General features: G+C 62.6%; 20 protein-coding genes and 1 tRNA gene. 12 read left to right on the top strand and 9 right to left on the bottom strand.

Translation table 11 applies throughout. The features are described 5' to 3' along the window. Nucleotides 1–203 precede the first annotated feature (203 nt). Nucleotides 204–293: transfer RNA gene (locus tag ABRA89_RS09800), tRNA-Ser, on the top strand. Nucleotides 294–676: 383 nt separating this feature from the next. Here the strand turns inward: ABRA89_RS09800 and ABRA89_RS09795 are convergent. Continuing rightward, entirely contained in the window at nucleotides 677–1,273 is a 597-nt protein-coding gene (locus ABRA89_RS09795; protein ID WP_349941281.1) for a TetR/AcrR family transcriptional regulator, read from the bottom strand. 105 nt (nucleotides 1,274–1,378) lie between these two features. On the opposite strand from ABRA89_RS09795, the gene ABRA89_RS09790 reads away from it, so the two are divergent. The 3 genes from ABRA89_RS09790 to ABRA89_RS09780 all read left to right on the top strand — a co-directional run bounded on the left by ABRA89_RS09790 (nucleotide 1,379) and on the right by ABRA89_RS09780 (nucleotide 5,981). Then, nucleotides 1,379–2,068, top strand: a complete 690-nt coding sequence (locus ABRA89_RS09790) for a PspA/IM30 family protein (protein WP_349941280.1) — start codon at nucleotides 1,379–1,381, stop codon at nucleotides 2,066–2,068. Between the two features lie 36 nt (nucleotides 2,069–2,104). Further along, entirely contained in the window at nucleotides 2,105–2,395 is a 291-nt protein-coding gene (locus tag ABRA89_RS09785) for a YiaA/YiaB family inner membrane protein (RefSeq protein WP_349941279.1), read from the top strand. A 154-nt stretch (nucleotides 2,396–2,549) separates the two neighbouring features. Beyond that, nucleotides 2,550–5,981 (top strand): acyl-[ACP]--phospholipid O-acyltransferase, encoded by a 3,432-nt coding sequence (locus ABRA89_RS09780; protein ID WP_349941278.1) that lies wholly within the window; start codon nucleotides 2,550–2,552, stop codon nucleotides 5,979–5,981. 142 nt (nucleotides 5,982–6,123) lie between these two features. On the opposite strand, the gene ABRA89_RS09775 is transcribed toward ABRA89_RS09780, so the two are convergent. Genes ABRA89_RS09775 through hemP form a run of 4 tightly spaced genes read right to left on the bottom strand, consistent with a single transcriptional unit; the run spans nucleotide 6,124 to nucleotide 9,121 of the window. Beyond that, nucleotides 6,124–6,912 (bottom strand): heme ABC transporter ATP-binding protein, encoded by a 789-nt coding sequence (locus ABRA89_RS09775; RefSeq protein ID WP_349941448.1) that lies wholly within the window; start codon nucleotides 6,910–6,912, stop codon nucleotides 6,124–6,126. Between the two features lie 24 nt (nucleotides 6,913–6,936). Continuing rightward, nucleotides 6,937–7,965 carry a FecCD family ABC transporter permease gene (locus tag ABRA89_RS09770; protein ID WP_349941277.1) on the bottom strand — a complete coding sequence of 343 codons (1,029 nt, stop codon included), beginning with the start codon at nucleotides 7,963–7,965 and terminating at the stop codon, nucleotides 6,937–6,939. Between the two features lie 53 nt (nucleotides 7,966–8,018). Beyond that, entirely contained in the window at nucleotides 8,019–8,921 is a 903-nt protein-coding gene (locus ABRA89_RS09765; protein WP_349941276.1) for a heme/hemin ABC transporter substrate-binding protein, read from the bottom strand. A gap of 11 nt (nucleotides 8,922–8,932) precedes the next feature. Continuing rightward, nucleotides 8,933–9,121: a hemin uptake protein HemP gene (gene hemP, locus ABRA89_RS09760; protein WP_463671273.1), complete on the bottom strand. Its 189-nt coding sequence runs from the start codon at nucleotides 9,119–9,121 to the stop codon at nucleotides 8,933–8,935. Between the two features lie 194 nt (nucleotides 9,122–9,315). Here hemP and ABRA89_RS09755 point away from each other — a divergent pair, with 194 nt between their 5' ends. The 8 genes from ABRA89_RS09755 to ABRA89_RS09720 all read left to right on the top strand — a co-directional run bounded on the left by ABRA89_RS09755 (nucleotide 9,316) and on the right by ABRA89_RS09720 (nucleotide 19,240). Beyond that, entirely contained in the window at nucleotides 9,316–11,538 is a 2,223-nt protein-coding gene (locus ABRA89_RS09755) for a TonB-dependent hemoglobin/transferrin/lactoferrin family receptor (protein ID WP_349941275.1), read from the top strand. A 135-nt stretch (nucleotides 11,539–11,673) separates the two neighbouring features. Then, on the top strand, nucleotides 11,674–11,991 hold the full coding sequence (locus tag ABRA89_RS09750; RefSeq protein ID WP_349941274.1) for an antibiotic biosynthesis monooxygenase family protein: 318 nt from the start codon (nucleotides 11,674–11,676) through the stop codon (nucleotides 11,989–11,991). A 522-nt stretch (nucleotides 11,992–12,513) separates the two neighbouring features. Next, entirely contained in the window at nucleotides 12,514–13,311 is a 798-nt protein-coding gene (locus tag ABRA89_RS09745; protein ID WP_349941273.1) for a FadR/GntR family transcriptional regulator, read from the top strand. 30 nt (nucleotides 13,312–13,341) lie between these two features. Then, nucleotides 13,342–14,313, top strand: a complete 972-nt coding sequence (gene denD / locus ABRA89_RS09740; RefSeq protein ID WP_349941272.1) for a D-erythronate dehydrogenase — start codon at nucleotides 13,342–13,344, stop codon at nucleotides 14,311–14,313. 193 nt (nucleotides 14,314–14,506) lie between these two features. Next, nucleotides 14,507–15,571, top strand: a complete 1,065-nt coding sequence (locus tag ABRA89_RS09735) for an ABC transporter ATP-binding protein (RefSeq protein WP_349941271.1) — start codon at nucleotides 14,507–14,509, stop codon at nucleotides 15,569–15,571. A gap of 118 nt (nucleotides 15,572–15,689) precedes the next feature. Next, nucleotides 15,690–17,009: an ABC transporter substrate-binding protein gene (locus ABRA89_RS09730; RefSeq protein WP_349941270.1), complete on the top strand. Its 1,320-nt coding sequence runs from the start codon at nucleotides 15,690–15,692 to the stop codon at nucleotides 17,007–17,009. Nucleotides 17,010–17,421: 412 nt separating this feature from the next. Beyond that, nucleotides 17,422–18,273 carry a carbohydrate ABC transporter permease gene (locus ABRA89_RS09725; RefSeq protein WP_349941446.1) on the top strand — a complete coding sequence of 284 codons (852 nt, stop codon included), beginning with the start codon at nucleotides 17,422–17,424 and terminating at the stop codon, nucleotides 18,271–18,273. A 40-nt stretch (nucleotides 18,274–18,313) separates the two neighbouring features. After that, nucleotides 18,314–19,240, top strand: coding sequence for a carbohydrate ABC transporter permease (locus ABRA89_RS09720; protein WP_463671272.1), 927 nt, complete (start codon nucleotides 18,314–18,316; stop codon nucleotides 19,238–19,240). 221 nt (nucleotides 19,241–19,461) lie between these two features. Here the strand turns inward: ABRA89_RS09720 and ABRA89_RS09715 are convergent, their stop codons facing one another. Genes ABRA89_RS09715 through ABRA89_RS09700 form a run of 4 tightly spaced genes read right to left on the bottom strand, consistent with a single transcriptional unit; the run spans nucleotide 19,462 to nucleotide 24,180 of the window. Continuing rightward, nucleotides 19,462–20,754: a TadE/TadG family type IV pilus assembly protein gene (locus ABRA89_RS09715; protein WP_349941269.1), complete on the bottom strand. Its 1,293-nt coding sequence runs from the start codon at nucleotides 20,752–20,754 to the stop codon at nucleotides 19,462–19,464. Further along, the gene (locus ABRA89_RS09710) at nucleotides 20,751–21,716 is read right to left on the bottom strand and encodes a type II secretion system F family protein (protein WP_349941268.1); all 966 of its coding nucleotides are present in this window, start codon (nucleotides 21,714–21,716) and stop codon (nucleotides 20,751–20,753) included. Before ABRA89_RS09710 ends, ABRA89_RS09715 begins: the two co-directional genes overlap by 4 nt. A gap of 20 nt (nucleotides 21,717–21,736) precedes the next feature. Then, a complete protein-coding gene (locus tag ABRA89_RS09705) occupies nucleotides 21,737–22,750 on the bottom strand; it encodes a type II secretion system F family protein (protein ID WP_349941444.1) in 1,014 nt (337 codons plus the stop codon). Next, entirely contained in the window at nucleotides 22,750–24,180 is a 1,431-nt protein-coding gene (locus tag ABRA89_RS09700; RefSeq protein WP_349941267.1) for a CpaF family protein, read from the bottom strand. Before ABRA89_RS09700 ends, ABRA89_RS09705 begins: the two co-directional genes overlap by 1 nt. Nucleotides 24,181–24,367: the final 187 nt, after the last annotated feature.

Below are 24,367 nucleotides of genomic sequence, written 5' to 3'. Positions count from 1 at the left end.
CTCGCCCGTCGCTCGGCAGACCTCAAAACAGGCGATACCTCAAAGAAAGATCGAACTTCCGCGCCTTGGTCTGGACAAAACGCTTGAACCGACGCGATTTCTGGCTTAGGTCCCGCGCCGTCCGCTGCTTTCACGCTGCGTGTTCGGTCCATTCAGTCATTCGACGGATAAGCGCCGAAATCGCGCAAAAGCTCACGGACATTGGTGAGGTGGCCGAGTGGTTGAAGGCGCACGCCTGGAACGCGTGTATACGGGAAACCGTATCGAGGGTTCGAATCCCTCTCTCACCGCCATCTAAATTCCATAAGCTTTCGACCTCTAAAAGGACTTCCGCCGCATCGCGTGTGGCTTTTGTTTGATGGCATGGTGACTGATCGGCAGAACTGAACCTGCAGACTTTGTCCCCGTTCCCTTTATCGACCCGGTGCCGATTGGCTGGATATCCAGGCGCGCGATACGATAGGGTGCAAGCACGCGGTCGTTATTCTGTCGCGGTCGATGCGTATCTCCGGGCATGACACCTTGTCACCATCTTCACCGCTCCTGTCTTTCGCTGGAATTTGTCGATCTTGACGAGCGTACCTCTCTTGCCGCCGGGCTCGGAGTTGGAACACGCAGCTCTTGGCTGCGTGAAGAGACCGGTGACGTGCATTCGCAAGCGCGTTGAGCTTCACTGCTACGCGTCTCTGATCGCGATCATCCGGTCGAGAAGAAGGATCAGTTCATCCCGAAGCGCCTGCCCTGAAAGCCCGATCGCACGCTCTTCCAGGCTGATCGTCACGATACCGTGGACCGCCGCGAAAAGCGCCTGGGCGCGGTTGACGAGCGCTTCTTGCGCAAGGGTGGTCTCGATCCGCGAAAGTGGTTCGGCGATCAGCCGGACGAGATCAGCCTGTTGCGCGCGGTGCCAGTCGGGAATGGGGGTATCGGCGAGGGAGGTCGCATCGAAGAGCGCGAACCAGAGCGCGCGATGGGTTTCGGCGAAATCGAGATAGGCGAGCGCCAGGGCGCGCAACTCGTCCCTCGGCCCATTGGTGCCCTCCCGTGCCTTCGAAAGATGACCGCTCAGTGCATTGAGGGTCTCGCCATTGACGTGAATGATCAGCGTCTGAAGATCGGAAAAGGCCGTGTAGAGGCCGCCGAGTGCGCATCCCGCATCCTGCGTGATGTCCCGGGCGCGCAGATTGCGGACCCCTTGGCTTTCGATCCGCTCGCGTGCCGCAGCGATGAGCCGGGCTTTGAGATCGTCCCTCTTGGCCTGTCTGGACGCCACATATGCCTCCTGAAAATATTTTGAACGACGTTCATTTCAGATCTTGAACGTTGTTCATTTTCTGCTAGCTTCCAAAATGAACAATGTTCAATATGAGAGGAAGCCATGTTGAAATCTCTTATGACCCTTCTGCGGGGAACCGCAAACGACCGCCGCGAAAGCATCGTCGACGCAAACGCGATCACGATCCTGCGCCAGCAGATCCGCGACGTCTCGGCGACGGTAAAGTCTGCCAAGGTGGCGGAGGCGCGGGCCTGTGCGGAAAACCGCCGCGAGAAACGCCGCCGCGATGCGATCTCCGGGCAGATCGCCGATCTCGAAGAGCGTGCCGTCGCAGCGATCCGGCAAAGCAATGAGGCGCTCGCTGCCGAAGCGGCGGAAGCCATCGGGCGGCTCGAGGCCGATCGCGAAGCTTCGGACAAAGCCATCGCGGTCATCGAGGCGGAGCTCGCGCGGCTCCAGCGCGCAATCACCCGCAGCGAAACGCGCATTCGCGATCTCGAGCGCGGCTTGCGCCTTGCCGATGCCACTCGCCGCAGCGTCTCGCTCCGTCTTGCCGATCCGGCGGCCCCGCATCTTGCCACGCTTTCAGAGGCCGAAGCGACGCTCGCCCGCCTGTTACGCGGTCAGGAAGACGATCTGACGATCGCCGATCGCCTCGATCCGGACGAGGAGATCGATCCCGGTGAGCGGCTGACCGAAAAGCTCGCTTCCGCCGGATGCGGTCCTGCCGCCCCGCACAGCACGGAGAGCGTTCTCTCTCGCCTGCGCCAGCGCGCCGGCACGGCCGCCTGACATCTCCAGCGATCTTCCAGACAAAGGATTTCAACGATGAGCGATATTTCCTACCAGCCAAAGGCCACCCGTGCGTGGAAGGCCTATTCCATCGCCAGCTTCGTGCTCGCGGCCGTCATGAATGCCGGCGGCGTCTTCTTCATGGAGGCGAGCTTCGCTGCCAAAGGCTTCTACGCCATGGCGGTGATCATGCTCGTCCACTGCGCGATCTCGGTGACGCGGCTTCTGCGAGACGAGGAAGAGGGCCGTAGCATGGTCTCGCGTCTCGACGAGGCGCGCACCGAGGAACTCCTCCGGCAGGCAAGTCGCAATCGCGAGGATCTGTAGAAGCGGCGGGAATGAACTCCTTCGAGGAGCGCGCTGTGCTCCACGACGCCTTCACGTTTTCCCGGCTCCACGAGCTCAAACGAAACGAGCGATCCTTCCGCCGTGGGGTGACCCATCGCGGATCGGTCGGGCTTTTGTCCCAAGGACACTCCAGATGAGCAGACATCTTCTCACATCGCGGCGCTTCCTGCCGCTCTTCGTTACGCAATTCCTGTCCGCCTTCAACGACAATCTGTTGAAGAATGCGCTGGTCTTTCTGATCCTCTTCACGCTCGCCAGCGAGGAGGCCGCGCCGCTCGTGACCCTCGCCGGTGCCGTCTTCATGGCGCCGTTCCTTCTTTTCTCGGCGCTCGGCGGCGAACTCGCCGACCGCTACGACAAGGCACTCGTCGCGCGGCGTCTGAAGCTCGCCGAGATCGGCGGTGCCTGTCTGGCCGTCGCTGGCATCGCGCTAGGTTCGGTGCCGGTGCTGATGGCTGCGCTCTTCGTCTTCGGCCTTGTCTCCGCGCTGTTCGGTCCGATCAAATACGGTATCCTGCCCGACCACTTGGAAACCTCGGAGCTTCCGGCCGCGAACGCATATGTGGAGGGCGCGACCTTCGCCGCGATCCTTGCCGGCACGATCGCCGGCGGCCTCCTTTCGCTTGGAGACACGACGGTCGTGGTCTTCGGTCCGGTGATGATCGGCCTTTCTATCCTCTGTTATGCGGCGAGCCGCTTCATCCCGAAGACCGGTGCCGCCGCGCCCACTCTGACAATCGACCGAAACATCCTGCGCTCGACGGTGAGGCTCACCCGCGAACTGGCGCGCGACGGCCGCATCCTGAAGGCCTCGCTCATGGTCTCCTGGTTCTGGGTCGTCGGGGCCATCGTCCTGTCCCTGATGCCGACGCTGGTGAAGGACGTCCTCGGCGGGTCAGAAATTGCCGTCACCACCTATCTGGCCCTGTTCGCCGTTGCCATCGGTATCGGCTCTGCCCTTGCGGCGCTCGTCTCGAAGGGGCGCATCGTCCTCCTGCCGGCGGTCGTCGGCACGGTCCTCGTCGCCGGCTTCAGCCTGGATCTCGGCCTCATGCTGCTCGGTCAAGCCCGCAACGCGCCCACGGATACGCTCGCCGCCTTCTTCGCAGGTGACGGCACGGTGCGAGCCGCGATCGACCTTGCCGGCATGGCGATCGCCGGTTCGCTCCTCGTCGTGCCCGCCTTCGCAGCCCTGCAGGCCTGGGCACCCAAGGCCCGCCGCGCCCGCCTCGTCGCTGGCAACAACATCGTCAATGCCGGCTTCATGACCCTCGCCGGTGGCCTCGTCGCCGCCGTCCAGGCCGCAGGCGTCGGCCTCGGTCCTATCCTCACCGTCCTTGCCGCCCTCAATCTCGGAGCCGCGATCGTCATGCTTAAAGTCCTGCCGACGAATCCTTTGCGCGACCTCATCTCCGTCGTGATGCGCCTCTTCCACCGGATGGAGGTCGAGGGCCTTGAACATCTCGATGCCGCCGGCCCTGCGCCGATCCTTGCCCTCAACCATGTCAGCTTCCTCGACGGCCCGCTGGCGCTGACCCTCACCGAGGCCGATCCCGTCTTTGCCATCGATCGCACCATTGCCCAGCGCTGGTGGGTCAAGCCTTTCGTCAAGCGCACCAACGCGCTTCCGCTCGATCCGACCAAGCCGATCGCGACACGTTCGCTGATCAAGGCGGTGCAGGCGGGAAATCCCCTCGTCATCTTCCCGGAAGGCCGGATCACCGTGACCGGCAGCCTGATGAAGGTCTATGACGGTGCCGGGATGGTCGCCGACAAGACGGGCTCGAAGATCGTCCCGATCCGCATCGATGGCCTCGAACGGAGCCCGTTTTCCCGCCTCACCCATGCCCTCGTCAAGAAGCAGCTCTTCCCGAAGGTGAAGGTGACGATCCTGCCGCCCCGCGACCTCACGATCGATCCGGAGTTCAAAGGCCGCAGGCGGCGCAAGGCGGCGGGTGCAGCGCTCCATGCCATCATGACCGAAAGCGTGTTCGAGGCGCGCCCGACCGATCGCACGGTGCTCGAAGCGGTCATTGAGCAGGCAAGAAGCGGCGGCATGGGAGCGCTCGCGACGGAAGATCCCGTCACCGGGCCCCTGACGCGCGGCGCGCTTCTCACCCGCACCCGCATTCTCGCCGAGCGCTTCGCTGCACACTTCGAGAAGGCAGAGACAATCGGGCTGATGCTGCCGACCTCCAATGCCGGCGCGGTCTCCTTTCTCGCGATGACGAGCGCCGGCAAGGTGCCCGCCATGATCAACTTCACCGCCGGTGCCGCGAACATTCTGTCGAGCTGCCGCGCGGCGCAAGTCGACACGATCGTCACCGCGCGGGCCTTCGTGAAGCAGGCACGGCTCGAACCGCTCGTTGCCGCGCTGTCGCAGAAACTCCATATCTCCTATCTGGAAGACATCGCCCTCGGCATCGGGATGAAGCAGAAGATCGCGGGGCTCCTGGGCCGCACGAAGCCGCTCGTCGCGCGGAAGGCCAGCGATCGGGCCGCGATCCTCTTCACATCCGGCTCGGAAGGCGCGCCCAAGGGTGTCGTCCTCTCCCACGACAACATTCTCGCCAACACCGCCCAGGCGGCGGCGCGGATCGACTTTTCGGGTGCGGACAAGGTCTTCAACGTCCTGCCGATCTTTCACTCCTTCGGACTGACGGCAGGCACGCTCCTTCCGCTGACGGCAGGCGTTCCGGCCTATCTCTATCCCTCGCCGCTGCACTACCGGATCGTGCCGGAGCTCATTTACGGCTCGAATGCGACCATCATCTTCGGCACGGATACCTTCCTCGCCGGTTATGCACGGACGGCCCATCCTTATGATTTCCGATCGGTGCGTTACTGCTTCGCCGGGGCCGAACCGGTGCGTGCCTCGACGCGAGCAACCTTTATGGAGAGTTTCGGGCTGCGCATTCTCGAAGGCTACGGCGTGACCGAGGCTGCGCCCGTAATCGCCATCAATGCTCCGATGGAAACCCGAACGGGAAGCGTCGGCCGCCTGCTTCCGGGCATCGAGGCGCGCCTCGAACCGGTGCCGGGCGTCGAAGAAGGTGGACGGCTCTTCATTCGCGGCGCGAACGTGATGCAGGGCTATCTGAAAGCGGAGAAGCCCGGCGTCCTCGAAACGCTGGAGGGCGGTTGGCACGACACGGGCGATATCGTCGAGATCGACATAGACGGATTCGTCTCCATCAAGGGCCGCGCCAAGCGCTTCGCAAAGATCGGCGGCGAGATGGTCTCGCTCTCGGCCGTGGAGACGCTGGCGGCCGAGTTGTGGCCAGGCGAGCCGGTGATCGTTTCGGCGATCCCCGACGCCAAGAAAGGCGAGCGACTGATCCTCCTGACGAGTGCCGCCGGCGCGGACCGTCAGGCCTTCGCCGCCTTCGCAAGGTCGAAGGGTGCGATGGACCTGATGATCCCGGCCGAAATTCACGTCGTCGAAAAGATGCCGCTCCTCGGCAGCGGCAAGGCCGACTTCACCGCAGCCAAGACCCTGTCGCTTGAGCTCTCGCCAACTGATGCGGGCAGTCGAAAGATGGAAGCGGCACCGGTAGCGGCCTGACCGAGATCTTAGTTGCCAAGAGGCAGGCGGACGCAGAGGCATCCGCCTGCTTCATCGCGCGTGTTACCGAACGTGTTCAAGATCAAGGCATCGGCCCAATCTTATGGGCGGGCGAACATCAGCGAGCACGGCCACTGAAGCTTCAAGCGGTAAGGGTTTGTGACCGGGCCGCTTCAGGCACCAGAACCGGAAGATGACCTTCGCCCCGGTCGACCCGCGCCATGGCGATGCCGAAGACCTCGTCGATCGTGTGGGATTGCAGGAGTGCGGCAGGGCTGTCGTCCTCGACGATCATGCCCGAACGCATCAGGAGCATCCGGTCGGAAAAGGTCGCGGCGAGATTAAGGTCATGAAGGACGGCGATCACCAGTCCGCCCCGATCGGCGAAACTTCGGGCAATCGACAGGACGTCGAGCTGGTGGCGCACGTCGAGGCTGGACGTCGGCTCATCGAGGATCAGGAGCTTCGCCGGCCCGTCATCCAGGGGATCGCCGATCTGGCAGAGAATGCGCGCGAGCTGAACCCTTTGCTGCTCACCGCCGGAAAGCTGCTGGTAAAGGCGCCCTCCGAACCCTTCAAGATCGACCGCATCAAGGGCATTCGATATGTGAATCTGCCTTTCGGCGGCCGCGATCCCGCGCCTCTGGCGCAAGCCAAGGCCGATGATTTCAAACACGGTAAAGGGGAAGGAGATAGCGCTTGCCTGGGGCAGCACGGCCCGCCGTCGCGCGAGTTCGTGCGGCGCAACAGTCCGAACATCCTCGCCATGTAGCCTGATGATGCCCGACTGGAGATCACGCTCCCCGCTGATCGCCTTTACGAGCGTCGATTTCCCGGCCCCGTTCGGACCGACGAGTGAAACCATCGTTCCTGACGCGAATTGCGTCGTGAGCGGACCGAGAATCGTCGCTCCGCCGGCGCGAACGCTCACATTCTCGATATCGAGAACCAAGGTCTAATGTCCCATCAGGGCGCGTCGGCGCATCAGCAACCAAAGGAAGAACGGAGCGCCGATCGCCGCGGTTATGATACCGACCGGCAGTTCCGCCGGGGCGACCAGAAGCCGTGCGCCAATATCTGCAACGAGCAGCAGAAGCGCACCGCCCAGACACGAAGCGGGCAAGAGAAAGCGATGGTCGGCACCCACTGCGAGACGCAGGACATGGGGGACCACGATACCGACGAATCCGATGACGCCGGAAACGGCCACGGCGACGCCCGTCGCCGCCGCCACAAGGACAACGGCCGAACGCTTCAGCCCTTGAACCCTGACACCCAGGTGAAACGCTTCCGCCTCTCCCAGCACAAGCGCGTCTAGACCCCGCGCCAGCACCGGCGCGACGGCAATTACCATCAGCATCAACGGAGCGCAGACGAGCACCTTCTGCCAGGTCACGCCACCGAGCCCGCCGAGGTTCCAGAAGGTGATGTCGCGCAACTGCGCATCGTCGCTGAGATAGACGAGGTAACCCATGATCGCCGCAGCGAAGGCGGCAAGAGCGATGCCGGCGAGCAGCATCGTGGCAACGGAGGTCGATCCCTCACGGGTGGCGATCATATAGAGGATCGATGTGGCGGTCAGCGCGCCGGCAAAGGCTGCGACGGGAAGCGAAAAGGTGCCGAGGAGCATTGCGACCGGCGCCAGAAGACCGTTGCTCAGAACGATCATGGAAACCGCGCCGAGCGCCGCGCCGGTCGAGACGCCGAGAATTGCGGGCTCCGCCAGCGGATTGCGAAAGAGCCCCTGCATGACGGCTCCGCCCAGGGCCAGCATCGCGCCGACCAGAATCGCCATGATCACGCGCGGCAGCCGGATCTGCCAGACGATCACGATATCCCCGATAGGATAGTTCTCCGCATTCGGCCCCGCAAACAGGATCGCGACGACGCGTTCCGGGGGGAGGGACGAAGGTCCGATGCCAACGGCAAGGATAGTGAAGACGAGGACGGCGAAGGTCAGCCCAACGAGCGTGATCGCTTGCACGAACGACCGGTCTCCCGCGGCAGGAACTACCGGGGGGATGCGAGCTACAGCACTCATTCGGGGGATGGCATGTGATCAGGATAGAGCCTCGTCGACAGATCGCGAGCAGCATCTGCGGTTCGCGGGCCAAATCCGAGAAGATAGGCAGCATCCATGCGGATCAGCGAATTCGTCTGTCCGGCAGGGGTCGCCTTCAATGCCGGAATGGAGAACGGATCGGCAGCTCCGTGGTCGGGCCCGGCTCCGGTGACCATTACAATCACGTCGGGCGCGAGTTCGGTCGCTGCTTCGGAAGACAAAGTCTTGTAACCCGAGATTTCTCCAAACACATTCGTACCACCGGCAAGGCCTATCATCTCGTCAGCCGCGGTGTCGGTTCCCGCCGCCATCGGTCGACCGTCGACCATGGAGAGAATGAAGAGGACCTTCCTGGGAGTCTCGACCGATTCCAGCTGCGTGTCGAGGCGCGCAAGATTGCTCTCAATCTCGGTTGCGAGAGCATCGCCCTTCTCTTTCTGGCCAACCGCTCCTGCGATTGTTCTGATCTTCTGGCCGATTTCGGCCCTGCCATGCCCGCCCGGCACGGTCGTCAGAGAGAGACCGGAGGCTTTGAGGAGTTCGATCGCGGGCGGTGGGCCGGCCCCTTCTTCCATCAAGATCAGGTCCGGCGACAGGGCGAGGACGCCTTCCGCCGACAACTGCCGCATATAACCGACGTTAGGCTTGTCCCGAGCCTCGCTAGGATAAACGGCCGTGGTATCCACGCCGACGATCCTGTCTTCTGCTCCGAGAGCGTAGAGCGTTTCCGTCACCGCACCGCCGATCGCGACGATTCGTTCAGGTTGTTCGGCATCCTCGGCCTTGGACGGAGAGACGAAAAGAAGGCCGGCCATGGCGGCACCCAGCAGCGGGAACACACGGCGTCTGGAGATTTCAAGCTGAGAGATATTGGGCACGAGTCTCGGTTTCATTTTGTCAGGATGAGTTTGCCGGTCCGGGTGAGGCGCAACCGGTAGACAAAGTTCTGGTGGTGAATTTCGACCTCTCTGCCGGTGACGAAAAGGTCTTCGGTAGAGAGAACCGTCTTGTCCCGCGCCATCGATACATCGGCGCGACCAACGCGACCGACATTCGTCGCATCACGACCTTCCTCCAAATTAGAACCTTTCTATTTTACAAGCGTTTTCAACAAGATAAAACTTGATTTCGATTATCATGTTATTTATCGGCGTCAATGGGCAGGGTCAAAGACGAGGGGGGTCGTCTCGCTCCGCTGCGGACGTTAGCAAGCCAAATCTCGATCGAGCATGAGCCAGCCAGGTCCCATCATCTGATCTGAAGGGGATTGAAGTGGCACTATTCAAACATGGACTTGCAGCGACCGCATCCGGTTGCGCGCTGACGATTGCACTCGGCTGGCCTGCGGCGGCGCAGCAGTCTGCAAACGGCGATGTCTCGATTTTTCTCGACACCGTGGTCGTCGTGGGCGATGGGGAAGGCGCTTCGGGTGCTGACGAACCGGCCTCGCGTGCGGCCAGCATCCTGACGCAGCGCGTCACCCGCACCGACCTCGATGACGCTCAGATCTTCGACGCGGACGACATCGCCCGGATCGATCCGTCGGTCGGTTTCAGCAATACAAGCGGCGGTTTCAACGTTCGCGGGCTCGGTGACAGCCGGGTGCTGACCACGATCGATGGCATTCGCCTGCCCTGGCTCGATGACGGCGCGCGAGGCGTCACCGGCGGCAGCGCCACGTTCGATACCAATACCTTGAGCGCTCTCGACATTGTCAAAGGCAGTGATTCCAGTGTGTTCGGCGCAGGATCGCTCGGTGGCGTCGTCGCCGTCCGCACGCTGAACCCGGAGGACCTTCTGGAAGGAGACCAGGTCTTCGGTGGGCTCTCGCGAGCGACCTTCGACAGCGAGGACCAGAGCTGGGGCGTCGACCAGGCACTCGCCGCCCGCCTCGGCGATACGTACATGTTCCTTCAGGGCGGCTACCGCCGCGGCGAAGAACGCGAGAATCAAGGCGAGGTCGGAGGCTTCGGCGAAACGCGTACGAAGCCCAATCCCCTGGACTACGAACAGCGCAATGTTCTGGTGAAGCTGCGCCAGCATCTGGGCGTCGATCAGGTCATCGGGTTGACCGGAGAGATCTACGACCGGGACGAGGACATCGACGACAGAACGGCATCACAGGCGACCTATGATCCAGGCTCTACGTCGCGAAGCCAGGTCGAGAAGCGCGAACGGATTTCCGCCGAATACGAACTCGGGGTCGGCGCCGGCGCCTGGCTCGACGCCGCCCATGCCGTCGTCTTTTGGCAGCGTCAGGAACTCTCGGATGATTTCTTCGGCGATCGGGTCTCTCAACCGGCAGGTGCCTATTCGCGTCTGAGCGAGATCGAGGACACGACGTTCGGGATCAACGGCGCGGTCATGAAGCATGTGTCCGTCGCCGGTCTCGATCACAAGATCAGTATCGGCGGCGACGTCTACGGTAACCGCACCGGCCAAATGTCCAGCGGCGAGGATAGCTGCCCGCCGGGACCTTACGCCTTCTGGTATTTCTATTCGTGCAACTTCCTCCACACCAACCAGGCCGATATGCCGGACGTTCACGGCGTGACGACCGGCCTGTTCGTGGAGGACGAAATCTCCCTCACCGATCGCTTTCGTGTGACGCCGGGTGTGAGGCTCGATTATTACGAGCAGAACCCGAAGGAAACTGCGGCCTATCGGAACAATGTCACTTATGACGGCCTGCCGGATTCATCGAGCGACAGCGCCGTATCGCCCAAGCTTCGCGCGGAATTCGACATTACGCCGAACACCACGATCTACGGGCAGTGGGCTCAAGGGTTCAGAGCGCCGACGGCGAGCGAACTCTATCTGAGCTACGGTGGTCCCGGCACCTATCTCAGCATCGGGAACCCGGATCTGGAACCGGAAACCAGCAACGGTTTCGAAGCCGGACTTCGGGCGCGTTATCAGGATTTCGACTGGAGCGTTTCGGGCTTCTACAACCGTTATGAGAACTTCATCGATACCGAAACGGTCGATCCGTACGAGCTTGGCCTGTCGCGCGGGGAGTATCCGTTCGGTATTACCCGCAACTTCAATCGCCGCGATGTGGAGATCTATGGGGTCGAGGCCGCGGCCCACTGGCAGATGACTGAGGTCTGGCACAGCGGATTGACCCTTGCGGCCACGGTGGGCCGCGACAAGGACACGGGGGACCATCTCAACACGGTCCCGGCCGCGAAGGGCATCCTCAATTTCGGCTATGACAACGGAGTTTGGGGCGGCGACGCTTTCCTAACCGTTGCCGCGGCCCGCGACGAGGTCGAAGCGGATATCAACAAGACGCCGGACTACGCCGTCCTCGACCTGACGGCCTTTTGGAAACCGACCGCCGTCGAAGGCGTAAAGCTGCAGGCCGGACTCTACAACGTGTTCGACGAGACCTATTACGACGCGCTCGACATTCCGGACAATGCGGCCCAACCGCAAGAGTTCTACTCCGAGCCAGGACGTAGCTTCAGAGCGTCCTTGTCCTACCAGTTCTGATCCCAGCAACGCTTTTCATCAGTTCAGCCGGAGCTCGCTTTCAAAGCGGCTCCGGTTGGCCTCGCTGCGTTCCCGCGGCCCAATTCGGCTGCCGAGTTCCTCATCCGACACGAACGCCAGAAGGAAACCACCGACATGTTCATCGCCATGAATCGCTTCAAGGTTGCCAGCGAACACCTCAAGGATTTCGAGACGGTCTGGGAGACACGCGAGTCGTTTCTCAAGGACGTGCCCGGTTTCGTTGAATTCCATATGCTCAAGGGGGCCGACCACGGCGACTACCACCTCTATGTCAGCCACACCGTCTGGCAGGATCGCACCGCTTTCGAAGCCTGGACCCGTTCAGACGCTTTTCGGGCATCTCACGCGCGCGCAGGAGGAGGTTCGAAAACGTTCTATCTGGGGCATCCTGACTTCGAAGGCTTCGAAGTCCTGCAGCATATCTCCGCGTGAAGTCAGTGCGCCGGACTCCCACCAGACGATGTGGCTGAAGAGCGGCAGCTCATCGAAGGCGATGCCCCGCACTGATGGCGGGAGGTGCCATGGGCCCCTCCCGCCTGGTCGTGGAGCTGTTCGCGCCGGCTCAGTTCTTGCCGCTTTAGACCGGGAAGACGCTCACCTCGCCGTAACGCCCGATCCGGTCGATGGTCATCTGGGCTTCCATGTCCGCCTCGAAGATCGTGAAGCCGATGGCGGCATAGGTGCGCAGGATGGTCCGTGGCCGTCTTCGGCAGCGGCAGAAGGCCGAGTTCCAGGCAATAGCGGATGCAGAGCTGCGGCACGCTCACATCGTATTTCCTCGCCTTATCCGCGATCGTCTCATTGTCGAGAATCTGGCCCTGGCATCGCCCAGATGACTTTATCCGATCTAGCTTGGCTATTCGCAGCTTTGCTTGACATCGATTGATCGCTCGAGCAATCTTCCCGTAACTGGTCTAGTGGATGAACCAATTGCTCAATTGAGGTTTGCTCGAGATGTCGCGTTCGAGCTTCGTTTTGAACAATGCGCCGGAGCTGCAGCAGGCTATCGTCCGCCAGAGCGTGCGCCATGCTGTCGCCGCGAAGATCGGAGCGATGATCGCCTCCGGCATCCTGCAGGTGGGCGACGGCCTTCCGAGTGAGCGTGATCTGGCGGGCGCGCTTCAGGTCAGCCGCGAGACGATTCGCGGCGGGATCCAGATTCTGGCAGCCAAAGGGCTGCTCGAAGTCGTGCACGGGGCCGGGACGAAGGTCGTCTCTGCCGATGTGGAGACTGAGTTCACGGGTCTTCGTCAGACCCAAGCGATCAACGAATACGGGATCGACCATATTCATACCTCCCGCCTCCTCGTTGAGCGCGAGGTGGTGGGAATCGCATCCCAGGAGATCGACGCGGAGGCGATCGGTTTTCTTGAGCAGTCGCTGAAAGCGCAGGTCAAGGCGATCGCCGATCCGATGCGCTTTCTCATCATCGACCGGGAGTTTCATCTCGCGATCTACCGGTCCTGTTCGAACCGTGTGCTCGGCGACTTCGTCTCCGATCTCTACGGCTACATGATGAGCTATCGCCGGCTCGCGATGTCGAAATCGGGCGCAATCGAAAAGAGTTATGACGACCATCGCGCCATCGTCGAAGCGCTGAAGCGACACGACCGGGAGGCCGTTGTGAGTGCCTTCGACATCCATCTCGACCGCATCTACCGCACGACGAAGACCGTCATCGCGGATGTGGGGGAGGAAGGCTCAAGCGATCAAGCATCGGAGGAAGGCGTACCGCCCCGGCTATCGGCTTGAGGCGGCGAGCAAGAAGGGGAGGGAGGTCCCGTGAAGGTTCTGATTATTGGCGCTGCCGGCATGATCGGCCGAAAATTGGCGGAGCATCTGGTTTCGGAAGGCGCGCTTGGCGGCAAGCCGATCACAGCGCTGCATCTGGTGGATGTCGTCGCGCCGGAAACGCCTGGCGATATGGTGACGAGCGAGACCGCCGATCTTTCGGCGGCGAGGACGGCGGAAAAGCTGGTTTCGCAGCGGCCGGATGTGATCTTCCATCTCGCGGCGATCGTCTCGGGTGAGGCGGAGGCCGATTTCGAGAAGGGCTATGCGATCAATCTCGACGGGACGCGGGCGCTGTTCGAAGCGATCCGGGCTGCGCATGAGACGGATGGATACACCCCGCGCGTCGTCTTCGCCTCCTCGATCGCGGTCTTCGGTGCGCCGTTCCCCGACGAAATACCCGACGCCTTCCACCTGACGCCGTTGACGAGCTACGGCACCCAGAAGGCGATCTCAGAGCTGCTTCTCGCGGATTATTCCCGCAAGGGCTTCTTCGAGGGCATCGGCATCCGCCTGCCGACGATCTGTATCCGGCCGGGCAAGCCGAACAAGGCGGCGTCCAGCTTCTTCTCGAACATCTTGCGCGAGCCGATCAACGGCCAGGAGGCAGTGCTTCCTGTCGATGAGAGCGTGCGCCACTGGTTCGCGAGCCCGCGCGCGGCGGTCGGCTTCTTCGTCCATGCCGCGACGATCGATCTCGACACGGTCGGCCCGCGCCGGAACCTGACCATGCCGGGACTCTCGGCGACCGTCGGCGAGGAGATCGAGGCGCTGGAGCGGATGGTCGGGCCGGAGGCGGTCGCGCGGATCAAACGCGAGCCGGACGCGACGATCGAGGGCATCGTCGCAGGTTGGGCGACCCGCTTCGAGGCGAAGCGCGCCAGCGATCTCGGTTTCGTGGCGGAGTCGGATTTCAACGAGATCATCGGCGTTTACCTGGAGGAGGAAGCCGATGGTTCCTGATGGCAGGATGAAAACAAGGACAGGCAGGGCGGACGATAGGTCAGGAAACCGGATCAATCGACTTGACACCTGCGGAGGGTCGGTCAATAGTGTGATACTATTTTAGAAATAGTCACCTATTACTTGGAAGAGAATATCTGCGTTGTAAAAGCATGTCTTTATGCTTGCGCGTGAGAGAATAGGAAGCGAATTTATGGCGCCGGTGTCCTTTAAAGAGGTGCGTAAATCGTTCGGGGCGGCCGAGGTGCTGCACGGTGTCAGCTTCGATATCGAGGAGGGGCAGTTCGTGGTCCTTGTCGGTCCGTCGGGCTGCGGAAAATCGACGCTCCTGCGGATGCTGGCGGGCCTCGAAAACGTCACTTCGGGCGAGATCTGGATCGGCGACCGGGTGGTGAACCAGCTCCAGCCCAAGGAGCGGGACATTGCGATGGTGTTCCAGAACTACGCGCTCTATCCGCACATCACCGTCGCCGACAACATGGCCTTTTCGCTGACCTTGAAAGGGGCTTCGAAGTCCGAGATCGAGTCGCGCGTGAAGCCCGCAGCCGAGATCCTTGGCCTCAGCCACCTTCTAGATCGCTATCCTCGCCAGCTCTCCGGCGGCCAGCGCCAGCGCGTTGCCATGGGGCGGGCGATCGTGCGCGAGCCGCAGGTCTTCCTCTTCGACGAGCCGCTGTCGAATCTCGACGCCAAGCTGCGTGTTTCGATGCGCACCGAGATGAAGAACCTGCACCAGCGCCTGAAGACCACCACGGTCTATGTCACCCACGACCAGATCGAGGCGATGACCATGGCCGACAAGATCGTCGTCATGCATGACGGGATCGTCGAGCAGGTGGGCGCGCCGCTGGAGCTCTACGACAACCCGAACAACCTTTTCGTCGCTGGCTTCATCGGCTCGCCGGCCATGAACTTCCTGACCGGCAAGGTCTCTGGCGAGGATCGCACCCGGTTCACGAGCGGTGACGGGATCGAGCTGAAGGTTGCCAATCCGGGCGGAGCGGAGGCAGGCCGCGAGCTTGTCTTCGGCATGCGTCCCGAACACGTCCATCTCGGCGGCGACGTGCCGCTCACCGTCGAGGTCGTCGAGCCGACGGGCTCGGAAACCCACGTCGTCGCAAAGCTCGGCGAGACCCCGGTGACCTGCGTCTTCCGGGAGCGGATTTCGGCCGGACCCGGCGAGGAGATCAGGGTGTCCGTCGACCCCGCGGCCGTGCATCTCTTCGATGCCAAATCGGGAGACCGGGTGTCGATCTGAGAATTCGGCGGGGCGCACTTCGGCGGTGCTCCGGCGTTGGAATGCGCGGCAGGGTCCGGTGCGGAGCCCCGCCGTTGAGGAGGAACCATCCGCGCGTATCTACTGGGAGGAGACCCCGATGATCATCAATCGCAGAACCCTGTTGCAGGGAACCGCCGGCCTTGCCGCGACCGCCGCGCTCAGCGGACCGTTCGGCGCGAGCCGGGCTTTCGCGCAAGGCTCGATGCCCACATTCCAGCCCGAAGAGGGGGCGTCTCTGCGCCTCCTGCGCTGGGTGCCCTTCGTCACCGGCGAGGAAGAGGCCTTCAACGCCAACACCAAGGCCTTCACCGAGGCGACCGGCGTCGAAGTGCGGATCGACCAGGAAAGCTGGGAAGACGTGCGCCCGAAGGCCGCCGTCGCCGCCAATGTCGGCTCCGGCCCCGACATGGTGATGAGCTGGTTCGACGATCCGTTCCAGTATCCCGACAAGCTGGTCGACGTCTCCGACCTCGGCAATGCTCTGGGCGAGGCCTATGGCGGCTGGTATGACGGCCTGAAGGGCTATGCCACCACCGAAGACGGCAAGTTCATCGCCATTCCGCTCTGCGCCATCGGCAACGCCATCTGCTACCGCGACAGCCATATGAAGGCGGCGGGCTTCGAAGAGTTCCCGACCGATACGGACGGCTTCCTGAAGCTGTGCCAGGCGATGAAGGAAAAGGGCACGCCGGCAGGCTTCCCGCACGGCAAGGCGGTCGGCGACGGCAACAACTATGCTCACTGGCTGCTCTGGAGCCATGGCGGCCGGGCCGTCGACGAGAACGGCGAGGTGGCGATCAACAGCCCCGAGACGAAGGCTGCGATCGAATACGCCAAGGCGCTCTACGAGACCTTCATTCCGGGAACGGAAAGCTGGCTCGACATCAACAACAACCGCGCCTTCCTCGCCGGCCAGATCTCGCTGACCGCGAATGGCGTCTCGCTTTACTACGCGGCGAAGAACGATCCGGCGATGGCCGAGATCGCCGAGGACATCCGCTCGACCAACCTGCCGGTCGGCCCGGTGGGCCAGTCGGTCGAGCTGCACCAGTGCTCGACGATCAACGTCTTCCAGCACTGTCAGTATCCGGAAGCGGCGAAAGCCTATATCGCCTTCATGTTCCAGCCCGAGCGCTTCAACGCCTGGCTCGAAGGCGCGAGCGCCTATTGCTGCCAGCCGCTGAAGGCCTTCGAGGACAATCCGGTCTGGACGTTGGACCCGATCCACGAGCCTTACTCCAAGGCCTCGGCGAGCCTTCAGCCGAACGGCTATGCCGGCCCGCTAGGACCCGCATCGGCAGGCGTGATGGCCGATTACGTGATCGTCGACATGTTCGCCGAGGCGGTCACCGGCCAGCGCACCACTGAGGAAGCGATCGCCAACGCCGAACGCCGCATTGCGCGGTATTACCGGTAATTGGCGGCGTGCGCCGGAGGCTGAAGTTTCCGGCGCAACAACACCCTCGACGCCGTCATCCTCGGGCTCCGGCCCGAGGACCCGGAAGCAGAATGGCGCGGGCTTTCTAGGCTCCGCGCTTCTCCCAAAATCCGCAGACAAACGCAGTGGCCGAACTGGATCCTCGGCACGGTGGCCGAGGATGACGAAGCTCCGATTGCGTGGCGAAATGGGCTGCCGCTGCGGCTGCGTGCGTCATCCTAACGAGGGATGAGCGGGAAACGCAGCCCCAAGCCGGCAAGCACGAGTGAAACGGAAGGCTCCGATGGCAACCACCGACACAACCGCCGCGCAACCGGCCTCGTCCGCCGTCGCGCGGCCCAACATCTTCCGGCGTTTCTTTGAAAGCCGCAACGGGCTCGGCCTGCTCTTCATGCTGCCGGCGGCGGTCTTCCTTCTGTGCTTCCTCACCTATCCGCTGGGTCTCGGCATCTGGCTCGGTTTTACCGACGCCTCGATCGGCCGCTCAGGCCAGTGGATCGGCATCGAGAACTATTCCTGGCTGTTCGACGATCCGGTGTTCTGGCTCTCGGTCTACAACACGCTGCTCTATACCGTCGTCGCCTCGATCCTGAAATTCGCGCTCGGCCTGTGGCTGGCCCTGATCCTCAACGAGCACCTGCCATTCAAGACCCTGTTCCGGGCGATCATCCTCCTGCCCTGGGTCGTGCCGACCGTTCTGTCGGCGCTCGCCTTCTGGTGGATTTATGACAGCCAATTCTCGATCATCTCCTGGGTGCTGATGGAATGGGGCTGGATCGACACGCCGATCAACTTCCTCGGCGATCCGAACACGGCAAGAGCCTCGGTCATCGCCGCCAATGTCTGGCGCGGCATCCCGTTCGTCGCGATCTCGCTGCTCGCCGGGCTCCAGACCATTCCGCAATCCTTGAACGAGGCGGCTGCGCTCGATGGCGCGACCTCTTGGCAGCGCTTCACCAAGATCACCCTGCCGCTGCTGACGCCGATCATCGCCGTCGTCATGACCTTCTCGGTGCTTTTCACCTTCACCGACTTCCAGCTGATCTACGTCCTGACCCGCGGCGGCCCGGTGAACGCGACGCATCTGATGGCGACGCTTTCCTTCCAGCGGGCAATTCCGGGCGGGCAGCTCGGCGAGGGCGCGGCGATCGCGGTCGCCATGATCCCCTTCCTTCTCGCCGCGATCCTCTTCTCCTTCTTTGGCCTGCAACGCCGCAAATGGCAGCAGGGAGGGGGGGACTGATGGACGGAACATATGAAATCGAGAGCAAGGTTCGCCGACCATGAGCCAGGAAACGCCGCTCCTGCAAGCCGCCAGCGACAAGAAAATACGCGCCGTCGTCACCGAGGATCACTCGGAGGGGATGTCCCAGTTCAACACGCTGCCTCGGCGCATTTTCGTCGTCTATCTACCGCTCGCCTGCTTCATCTTCGTGCTGCTTTTCCCGTTCTACTGGATGGCGATCACGGCGGTGAAGCCGGACGCCCAGCTGACCGATTACGACAATTACAGCCCGTTCTGGGTGGTCGAGCCGACGCTGGAGCACATCAACTATCTACTCTTCGAGACGTCCTATCCGGGCTGGCTGTGGAACACGATGCTGGTGGCGCTCGCCTCCACCTTCATCTCGCTCTTTGCCTCGGTCTTCGCGGCCTATGCGATCGAGCGCGTGCGGTTTTCGGGCGCGCGGGTGACGGGTCTGATGATCTTTCTGGCCTATCTCGTGCCGCCCTCGATCCTCTTCATCCCGCTTGCCTTCATCGTCTTCCAGGTCGGCATCTTCGACTCGCGGCTCGCGCTGATCCTCACCTATCCGACCTTCCTCATTCCCTTCTGCACATGGCTGCTGATGGGCTATTTCCGTACGATCCCGTTCGAACTGGAGGAGTCGGCGCTGGTCGACGGGGCGAACCGCTGGCAGATCCTGACCAAGGTCGTCCTGCCGCTGGCCGTCCCCGGCCTCATTTCGGCGGGCATCTTCGCTTTCACCCTGTCGTGGAACGAGTTCATCTATGCGCTTACCTTCATCTCCTCCTCGGAGAACAAGACCGTCCCGGTCGGCGTCCTCACCGAGCTGGTACGCGGCGATATCTACGAATGGGGTGCGCTCATGTCCGGCGCGCTGCTGGGCTCGCTCCCGGTCGTCATCCTCTATTCCTTCTTCGTCGACTACTACGTGTCCTCGATGACGGGTGCGGTGAAGGAGTGATACTGCCGATCGACATGGCTGAGCCTGCAAGGCATTGATCTGACTTCCGCACTACTCGCGCAATGCACTTGCATCAGGAAAACGTCGAGCGTTCTGTGATTTTAGTCAGCCTGCCTTTCAAATCGAAGCGGGCTGACGAAACTGAGCACCGAATGGGCCCGGACGGGATTGTCGAAGCGGCCCATGTATCGGTCGATCGCCAAGGAGGTTTCGGCACCGACCTACTCAATGATGGTGACGGCAGCCTTGGAAACGATGTCGCGACCGCCTGCGGCTTCGCATTTGGCGCCGAGGCTCGAATTTCCGTTGAAGTCGATCGTGTTGGCGATGATCTGGGTGCAGGCGTCGCTGAGGGCGGAGTTACCGCGATATTCGACATCCGAAGCCGGGAGATAGATGGCGCCCTGCATCACCGAGTCTGTGGTTCCCGCGATCTTGTGTTCGATACCGGTCTGGTCGCGGCCGCCGAAGACCAGAAGACCGGAATAGGGCCCGCTGGTCGGTGCCGAGAGATTGACGTCTCCGTTGCCGGTCAGCTTCATCCGGGCATTGTTCGTCAGATAGATGGTGACGCCGGAGCCCTCGATGCTCGCGCCGCCGTTCATGGTCACGTCGCCGTTCTCGACGATGTAGAGGCCCGGCTCCAGCTTGACGGGGCCCTTTATCGCCAGGCCGTCGCAAAAGCGCATGACTTTCACTCCGCTCGCATGGTTCTCGGTGGGGGTCAGCGTGGTCGACTTGTTGGGGTGGCCGACATTGTTCTTCTCGCAGCTGCCCGAAAGGGCGGGTTCCGGAACGGTCCTGTAGGGATCGGAGACCGGCGCCGCGTGCTCGCGTACGCTCTCACATTCCGTCAGATCGAGCCCGCCCGTCGTCATGGCCTGTCCGACGGTCTGGATGCAGCCGGTCGTCAGGCTCGCTTCGCCGAACATATCGAAGGAGTCCGAAGCGTTGGAATTGGCCGCGATCTCGCAGCCGTCGAGCGTGATTTCCGTCGAACCGCCGACGCTCACGGCTCCCGAAGCGGTGGGCGCGAGCGCGAGGATACAGGCGTTGGACTGCTGATCGATCCGTGCCACTGCCCGCGCTCCGAGAACTGTGGGCGTGTCGTCGATGATCGCGGAGAACAGGCGTTCCTGCGTGATAGAGACCCGGAGTTCGACCGTTCCCTCTTCGCCCGCATGCGGGCCGGTCACGGCGGGGGAATCCAGACGGAAGACGTCGTCGGCCACCGTGAAGCCCGACTGCGCGGCAACATAGTGGGCTGCCGCACGCATCGTCGCCTCGTCCGCGCCAGAGTTCTTGCGCAGCGCCGCGGCATGCACCGCGACGTCGGCGGCATGCTGAAGCCCTCTCTGCTCGGCGTACCAGAGTCCGGTCTCGACGCCGAAGCCGATCGCGGCGACCAGAACCGGGACCACGAGTGCGGCGATGATCGAGGTGGAGCCGTCCCGCTCGCGGCACAGCGCCCGAGAACGACGAATAGCCTCTGATTTGAAATGACCAATCCTCATGCGTGCATCACCTGAATCACCACCGGTGTGATGATCACCGCGAAAAGGACGGGCAGGAAGAACACGATCATCGGCACGGTGAGCTTGGGCGGCAGCGCTGCTGCCTTCTTTTCGGCGGCCGCCATGCGCATGTCGCGGTTTTCCTGAGCGAGGACACGGATCGCCTGGCCGATCGGCGTGCCGTATTTTTCCGCCTGCGTGAGTGCGGTCACGACGGCGCGGACGCCTTCGAGATCGGTGCGCAAGGCAAGGTTTTCGAGCGCTTTGCGCCGGTCCGGCAGATAGGAGAGCTCGGCCGTCGTCAGGTTGAGCTCTTCGGAGAGTTCGATCGACTGGCTGCCGATCTCCTCTGAGACCTTCCTGAAGGCCGCCTCGATGCTCATGCCGGATTCCACGCAGATGAGCATCAGATCGAGAGCATCCGGCCAGGCCCTGCGGATCGATGTCTGGCGCTTCTTGCCCTTGTTGGCGATCAGGATCGCCGGCAGTTTGAATCCGAACAGCCCGCCTGCGAGGCCGATCGCAAGGTCCGCGACGAGTGGTAGATCCGCCAGCAGCGACGCGTAGAAAACGCTCATAATGAGGCCCACCGCTCCGAAGATCACCTCCGCGGCTAGGAACTTGACGATCGGGCCGCGCCCGCGATAGCCCGCGACGCGCAAGGCCTGGACCGTCTTTCCGTCCTCGGCCTGCATTGACAGGTTCATCCGGTCGACGATCAGTTGGTAGAGCTTGCGCGGCTCGGCCAGCATGAGGCCGTCCCTGCGTTCGCCGAGCTTGGAGCGTTCGCGCACACGGATCGCCTCGCGCTCTTCGGCGACGAGCTTCATGCGCGCTTTGAGATTGTCGCCCGGGGCGACGTAGGGCCAGGCGACGACAAGGATCGAGAGCATCGTCGCGATCGCGGCGAGGCCGGCGGTCAGTGTCTCGGTGTCATTCGCGAGATCGAGGAGGAAGTTCATGGGTGCTTTCGTCCTTCGTCCTAGAAATCGAAATTGATCATTTTCTTCATCACGAAGATGCCGATCGCCATCCACAGCGCGCAGCCAGCGAGCACGATGTTGCCGGCGGTCTCCGTGCCGAGGACCGAGATGAATTCCGGGCTGCTGAGATAGACGAGAAGCCCGACAAGGATTGGCATCGCGCCGATGATCGCGCCGGAGGTCTTCGCCTCCTGGCTCATCGACTGGATCTTCGCCTGCATCTTCTTGCGCTCGCGCAGCACCTTGGAGAGGTTGCCGAGTGCTTCGGCGAGACTGCCGCCCGTGCGTGCCTGAACGCCCACGACGATGGCGAAGAAGTTCGTTTCGGACAGCGGCACGCGCTCGACGAGGCGCTTCAGGGCCTCGTCCACCGGAACACCGATGGTCTGGTCCTCCACCACCGTCTTGAATTCGCTGCGGACGGGCTCCTGGATCTCGGTGGCGATAATGCGCAGGCAATCCGGCAGCGGCAGGCCGGACTTGACGCCGCGCACGACGACATCGACCGCCGACGGGAAAAGGTTGGCGAACTTGCTCAGGCGGCGAGCGCGCTTGAAGCCGACGTAGAGATGCGGAAGGGCGAGACCGGCCGCGAACCCGAAACCGAGGCTCGCATACCAGGCGATGCCTATCACAAGGCAGACAACGAGCGTCACGAAGCCGACGCCGAAGCTGATGGCGAAGTAGGTCTTCTTCGACCAGGAAATATCCGCCTGCCGCATACGCTGGACCAGACCGGGTGCGCTAGTCTTGTTCGCCATGGCGGCCTTGTGCTTCTCCTCTGCCTCCCGCAGGGTCGCCTCGACCGAACGCTTGCGCCGCGCGCCGTCCGATTGGGTCGAGGTCGAAGCCTTGGCCTTCGCGCCAGCCGCCGCGATCGAGGCAAAGCGTTCGTCATAGCTCTTGTTCGCGTTGAGGCGATCGCCCAATAGCACGTAACCGACGCCACCGACGCTCGCGCTCGTCAGCGCGAAGACTAGCCCCGTCTGGATCATGGGATCGAGGCCGAGCATCACGCGGCCACCTCGCGCCGCTCGGCGGCATCGAGCGCCGCCGCGAGACGCTTCTCCTCGCCGAAATAGCGGGCGCGCTCCCAGAAGGCCGGACGGCCGATACCGGTAGAGCGGTGGTGTCCCAGAACCTTGCCGTCGGGCCCTTCGCCGGTCATGTCGTAGACGAAGAGGTCCTGTGTGATGATGACGTCGCCCTCCATGCCGAGAACCTCGGTGATGTGGGTGATGCGGCGCGAACCGTCGCGCAGGCGGCTCGCCTGGATGATGACGTCCACGGAGCCGACGATGATCTCGCGCACGGTGGCAGCCGGCAGGGTGAAGCCGCCCATCGCGATCATCGATTCCATCCGCTTCAGGCATTCGCGAGGGCTGTTGGAGTGGATCGTCCCCATGGAGCCGTCATGGCCGGTGTTCATCGCCTGAAGGAGATCGAACACCTCCGGTCCGCGAACCTCTCCGACGATGATCCGCTCGGGCCGCATGCGCAGGCAGTTCTTGACGAGCGCGCGCATGGTGATCTCGCCTTCGCCCTCGATATTGGGCGGGCGGGTTTCGAGGCTCACGACGTGCTCCTGCTGGAGCTGTAGCTCGGCGGAGTCTTCACAGGTGATGATGCGTTCGTCGTGATCGATATATTTGGTGAGGCAGTTGAGAAGAGTCGTCTTGCCAGAGCCGGTACCGCCGGAGATGACAACATTGCAGCGGACCCGGCCGATGATCTGGAGGATTGTCGCGCCCTCCGGCGAGATCGCGCCGAACTGAACCAGCTGATCGAGGGTCAGCTTGTCCTTCTTGAACTTTCGGATCGTCAGGCTCGGTCCGTGGATCGAGAGCGGCGAAGCGATCACGTTGACGCGGCTTCCGTCTTCCAGGCGCGCGTCGCAGATCGGGCTCGACTCGTCGATACGCCTGCCGACCTTGGAGACGATACGCTGGCAGACGTTGAGGAGCTGCTCGTTGGAATGAAACCGGATATCGGTCTTCTGAACCCGGCCGCCCACTTCGATGAAGATCGGCTCGCAGCCGTTCACCATGATGTCGGCGATGTCGTCGCGTGCAAGCAGCTGTTCCAGCGGCCCGTAGCCGAGAACGTCGTCGCAGATTTCGGTGACGAGCGCGTCCTGTTCGACGACGGAGATTTGCACCTTCTTGGCGACGATGATCTCGTTGACGACGGCGACGATTTCCCGCCGCGCCTCGTCCGGGTGCATCGTTGAGATCAGCGAGACGTCGATGGCGTCGACGAGGGCATCGAAGATCTGTGCCTTCAGTTCACGGCGTCTTTCGGATGCGGCGTTTCTTGCAACGGGGAGTGTCTGCACGACGGCCGTCGGGGGGCTCGGATTGCCGGATTCCGCTGCCGTCATCGGCGTCGGCTCGACCGGCTTCTCAGCGACGAGGAAATCCTCCTCCAGTTTCTTGCCAAACATTGCCTTCTCCAGATCGGCGTTCGGCGACGCATTTCGGCTCGACCCGTCACGCCGGAGCCTTGCGGGGAGCCCATGTCGCCTTGACTTGATCCGATGCTAGGGGCGTGTCGTTTCGGGCGGATGAAGCCGGTATTTTCAATTTGAAGTATAGTTGCGGAAAATGCCGGATGATCCGCATTGATCGCCA

The sequence above is a fragment of the Fulvimarina thalattae genome, assembly GCF_040239565.1.
GTDB lineage: Bacteria > Pseudomonadota > Alphaproteobacteria > Rhizobiales > Rhizobiaceae > Fulvimarina.
Note: the sequence above shows the minus strand (reverse complement) of the source record. Positions and strands in the feature narration are given on the sequence as shown.

What these genes read in the sequence shown, in the direction of transcription:
- ABRA89_RS09790 (WP_349941280.1), top strand. Translation starts at nt 1,379, where the DNA reads ATGTTGAAATCTCTTATGACCCTTCTGCGGGGAACCGCAAACGACCGC.
- ABRA89_RS09785 (WP_349941279.1), top strand. Translation starts at nt 2,105, where the DNA reads ATGAGCGATATTTCCTACCAGCCAAAGGCCACCCGTGCGTGGAAGGCC.
- ABRA89_RS09780 (WP_349941278.1), top strand. Translation starts at nt 2,550, where the DNA reads ATGAGCAGACATCTTCTCACATCGCGGCGCTTCCTGCCGCTCTTCGTT.
- ABRA89_RS09750 (WP_349941274.1), top strand. Translation starts at nt 11,674, where the DNA reads ATGTTCATCGCCATGAATCGCTTCAAGGTTGCCAGCGAACACCTCAAG.
- ABRA89_RS09745 (WP_349941273.1), top strand. Translation starts at nt 12,514, where the DNA reads ATGTCGCGTTCGAGCTTCGTTTTGAACAATGCGCCGGAGCTGCAGCAG.
- ABRA89_RS09735 (WP_349941271.1), top strand. Translation starts at nt 14,507, where the DNA reads ATGGCGCCGGTGTCCTTTAAAGAGGTGCGTAAATCGTTCGGGGCGGCC.
- ABRA89_RS09730 (WP_349941270.1), top strand. Translation starts at nt 15,690, where the DNA reads ATGATCATCAATCGCAGAACCCTGTTGCAGGGAACCGCCGGCCTTGCC.
- ABRA89_RS09725 (WP_349941446.1), top strand. Translation starts at nt 17,422, where the DNA reads ATGCTGCCGGCGGCGGTCTTCCTTCTGTGCTTCCTCACCTATCCGCTG.
- ABRA89_RS09720 (WP_463671272.1), top strand. Translation starts at nt 18,314, where the DNA reads ATGAGCCAGGAAACGCCGCTCCTGCAAGCCGCCAGCGACAAGAAAATA.
- ABRA89_RS09715 (WP_349941269.1), bottom strand. Translation starts at nt 20,754, where the DNA reads ATGAGGATTGGTCATTTCAAATCAGAGGCTATTCGTCGTTCTCGGGCG.
- ABRA89_RS09710 (WP_349941268.1), bottom strand. Translation starts at nt 21,716, where the DNA reads ATGAACTTCCTCCTCGATCTCGCGAATGACACCGAGACACTGACCGCC.
- ABRA89_RS09705 (WP_349941444.1), bottom strand. Translation starts at nt 22,750, where the DNA reads ATGCTCGGCCTCGATCCCATGATCCAGACGGGGCTAGTCTTCGCGCTG.
- ABRA89_RS09700 (WP_349941267.1), bottom strand. Translation starts at nt 24,180, where the DNA reads ATGTTTGGCAAGAAACTGGAGGAGGATTTCCTCGTCGCTGAGAAGCCG.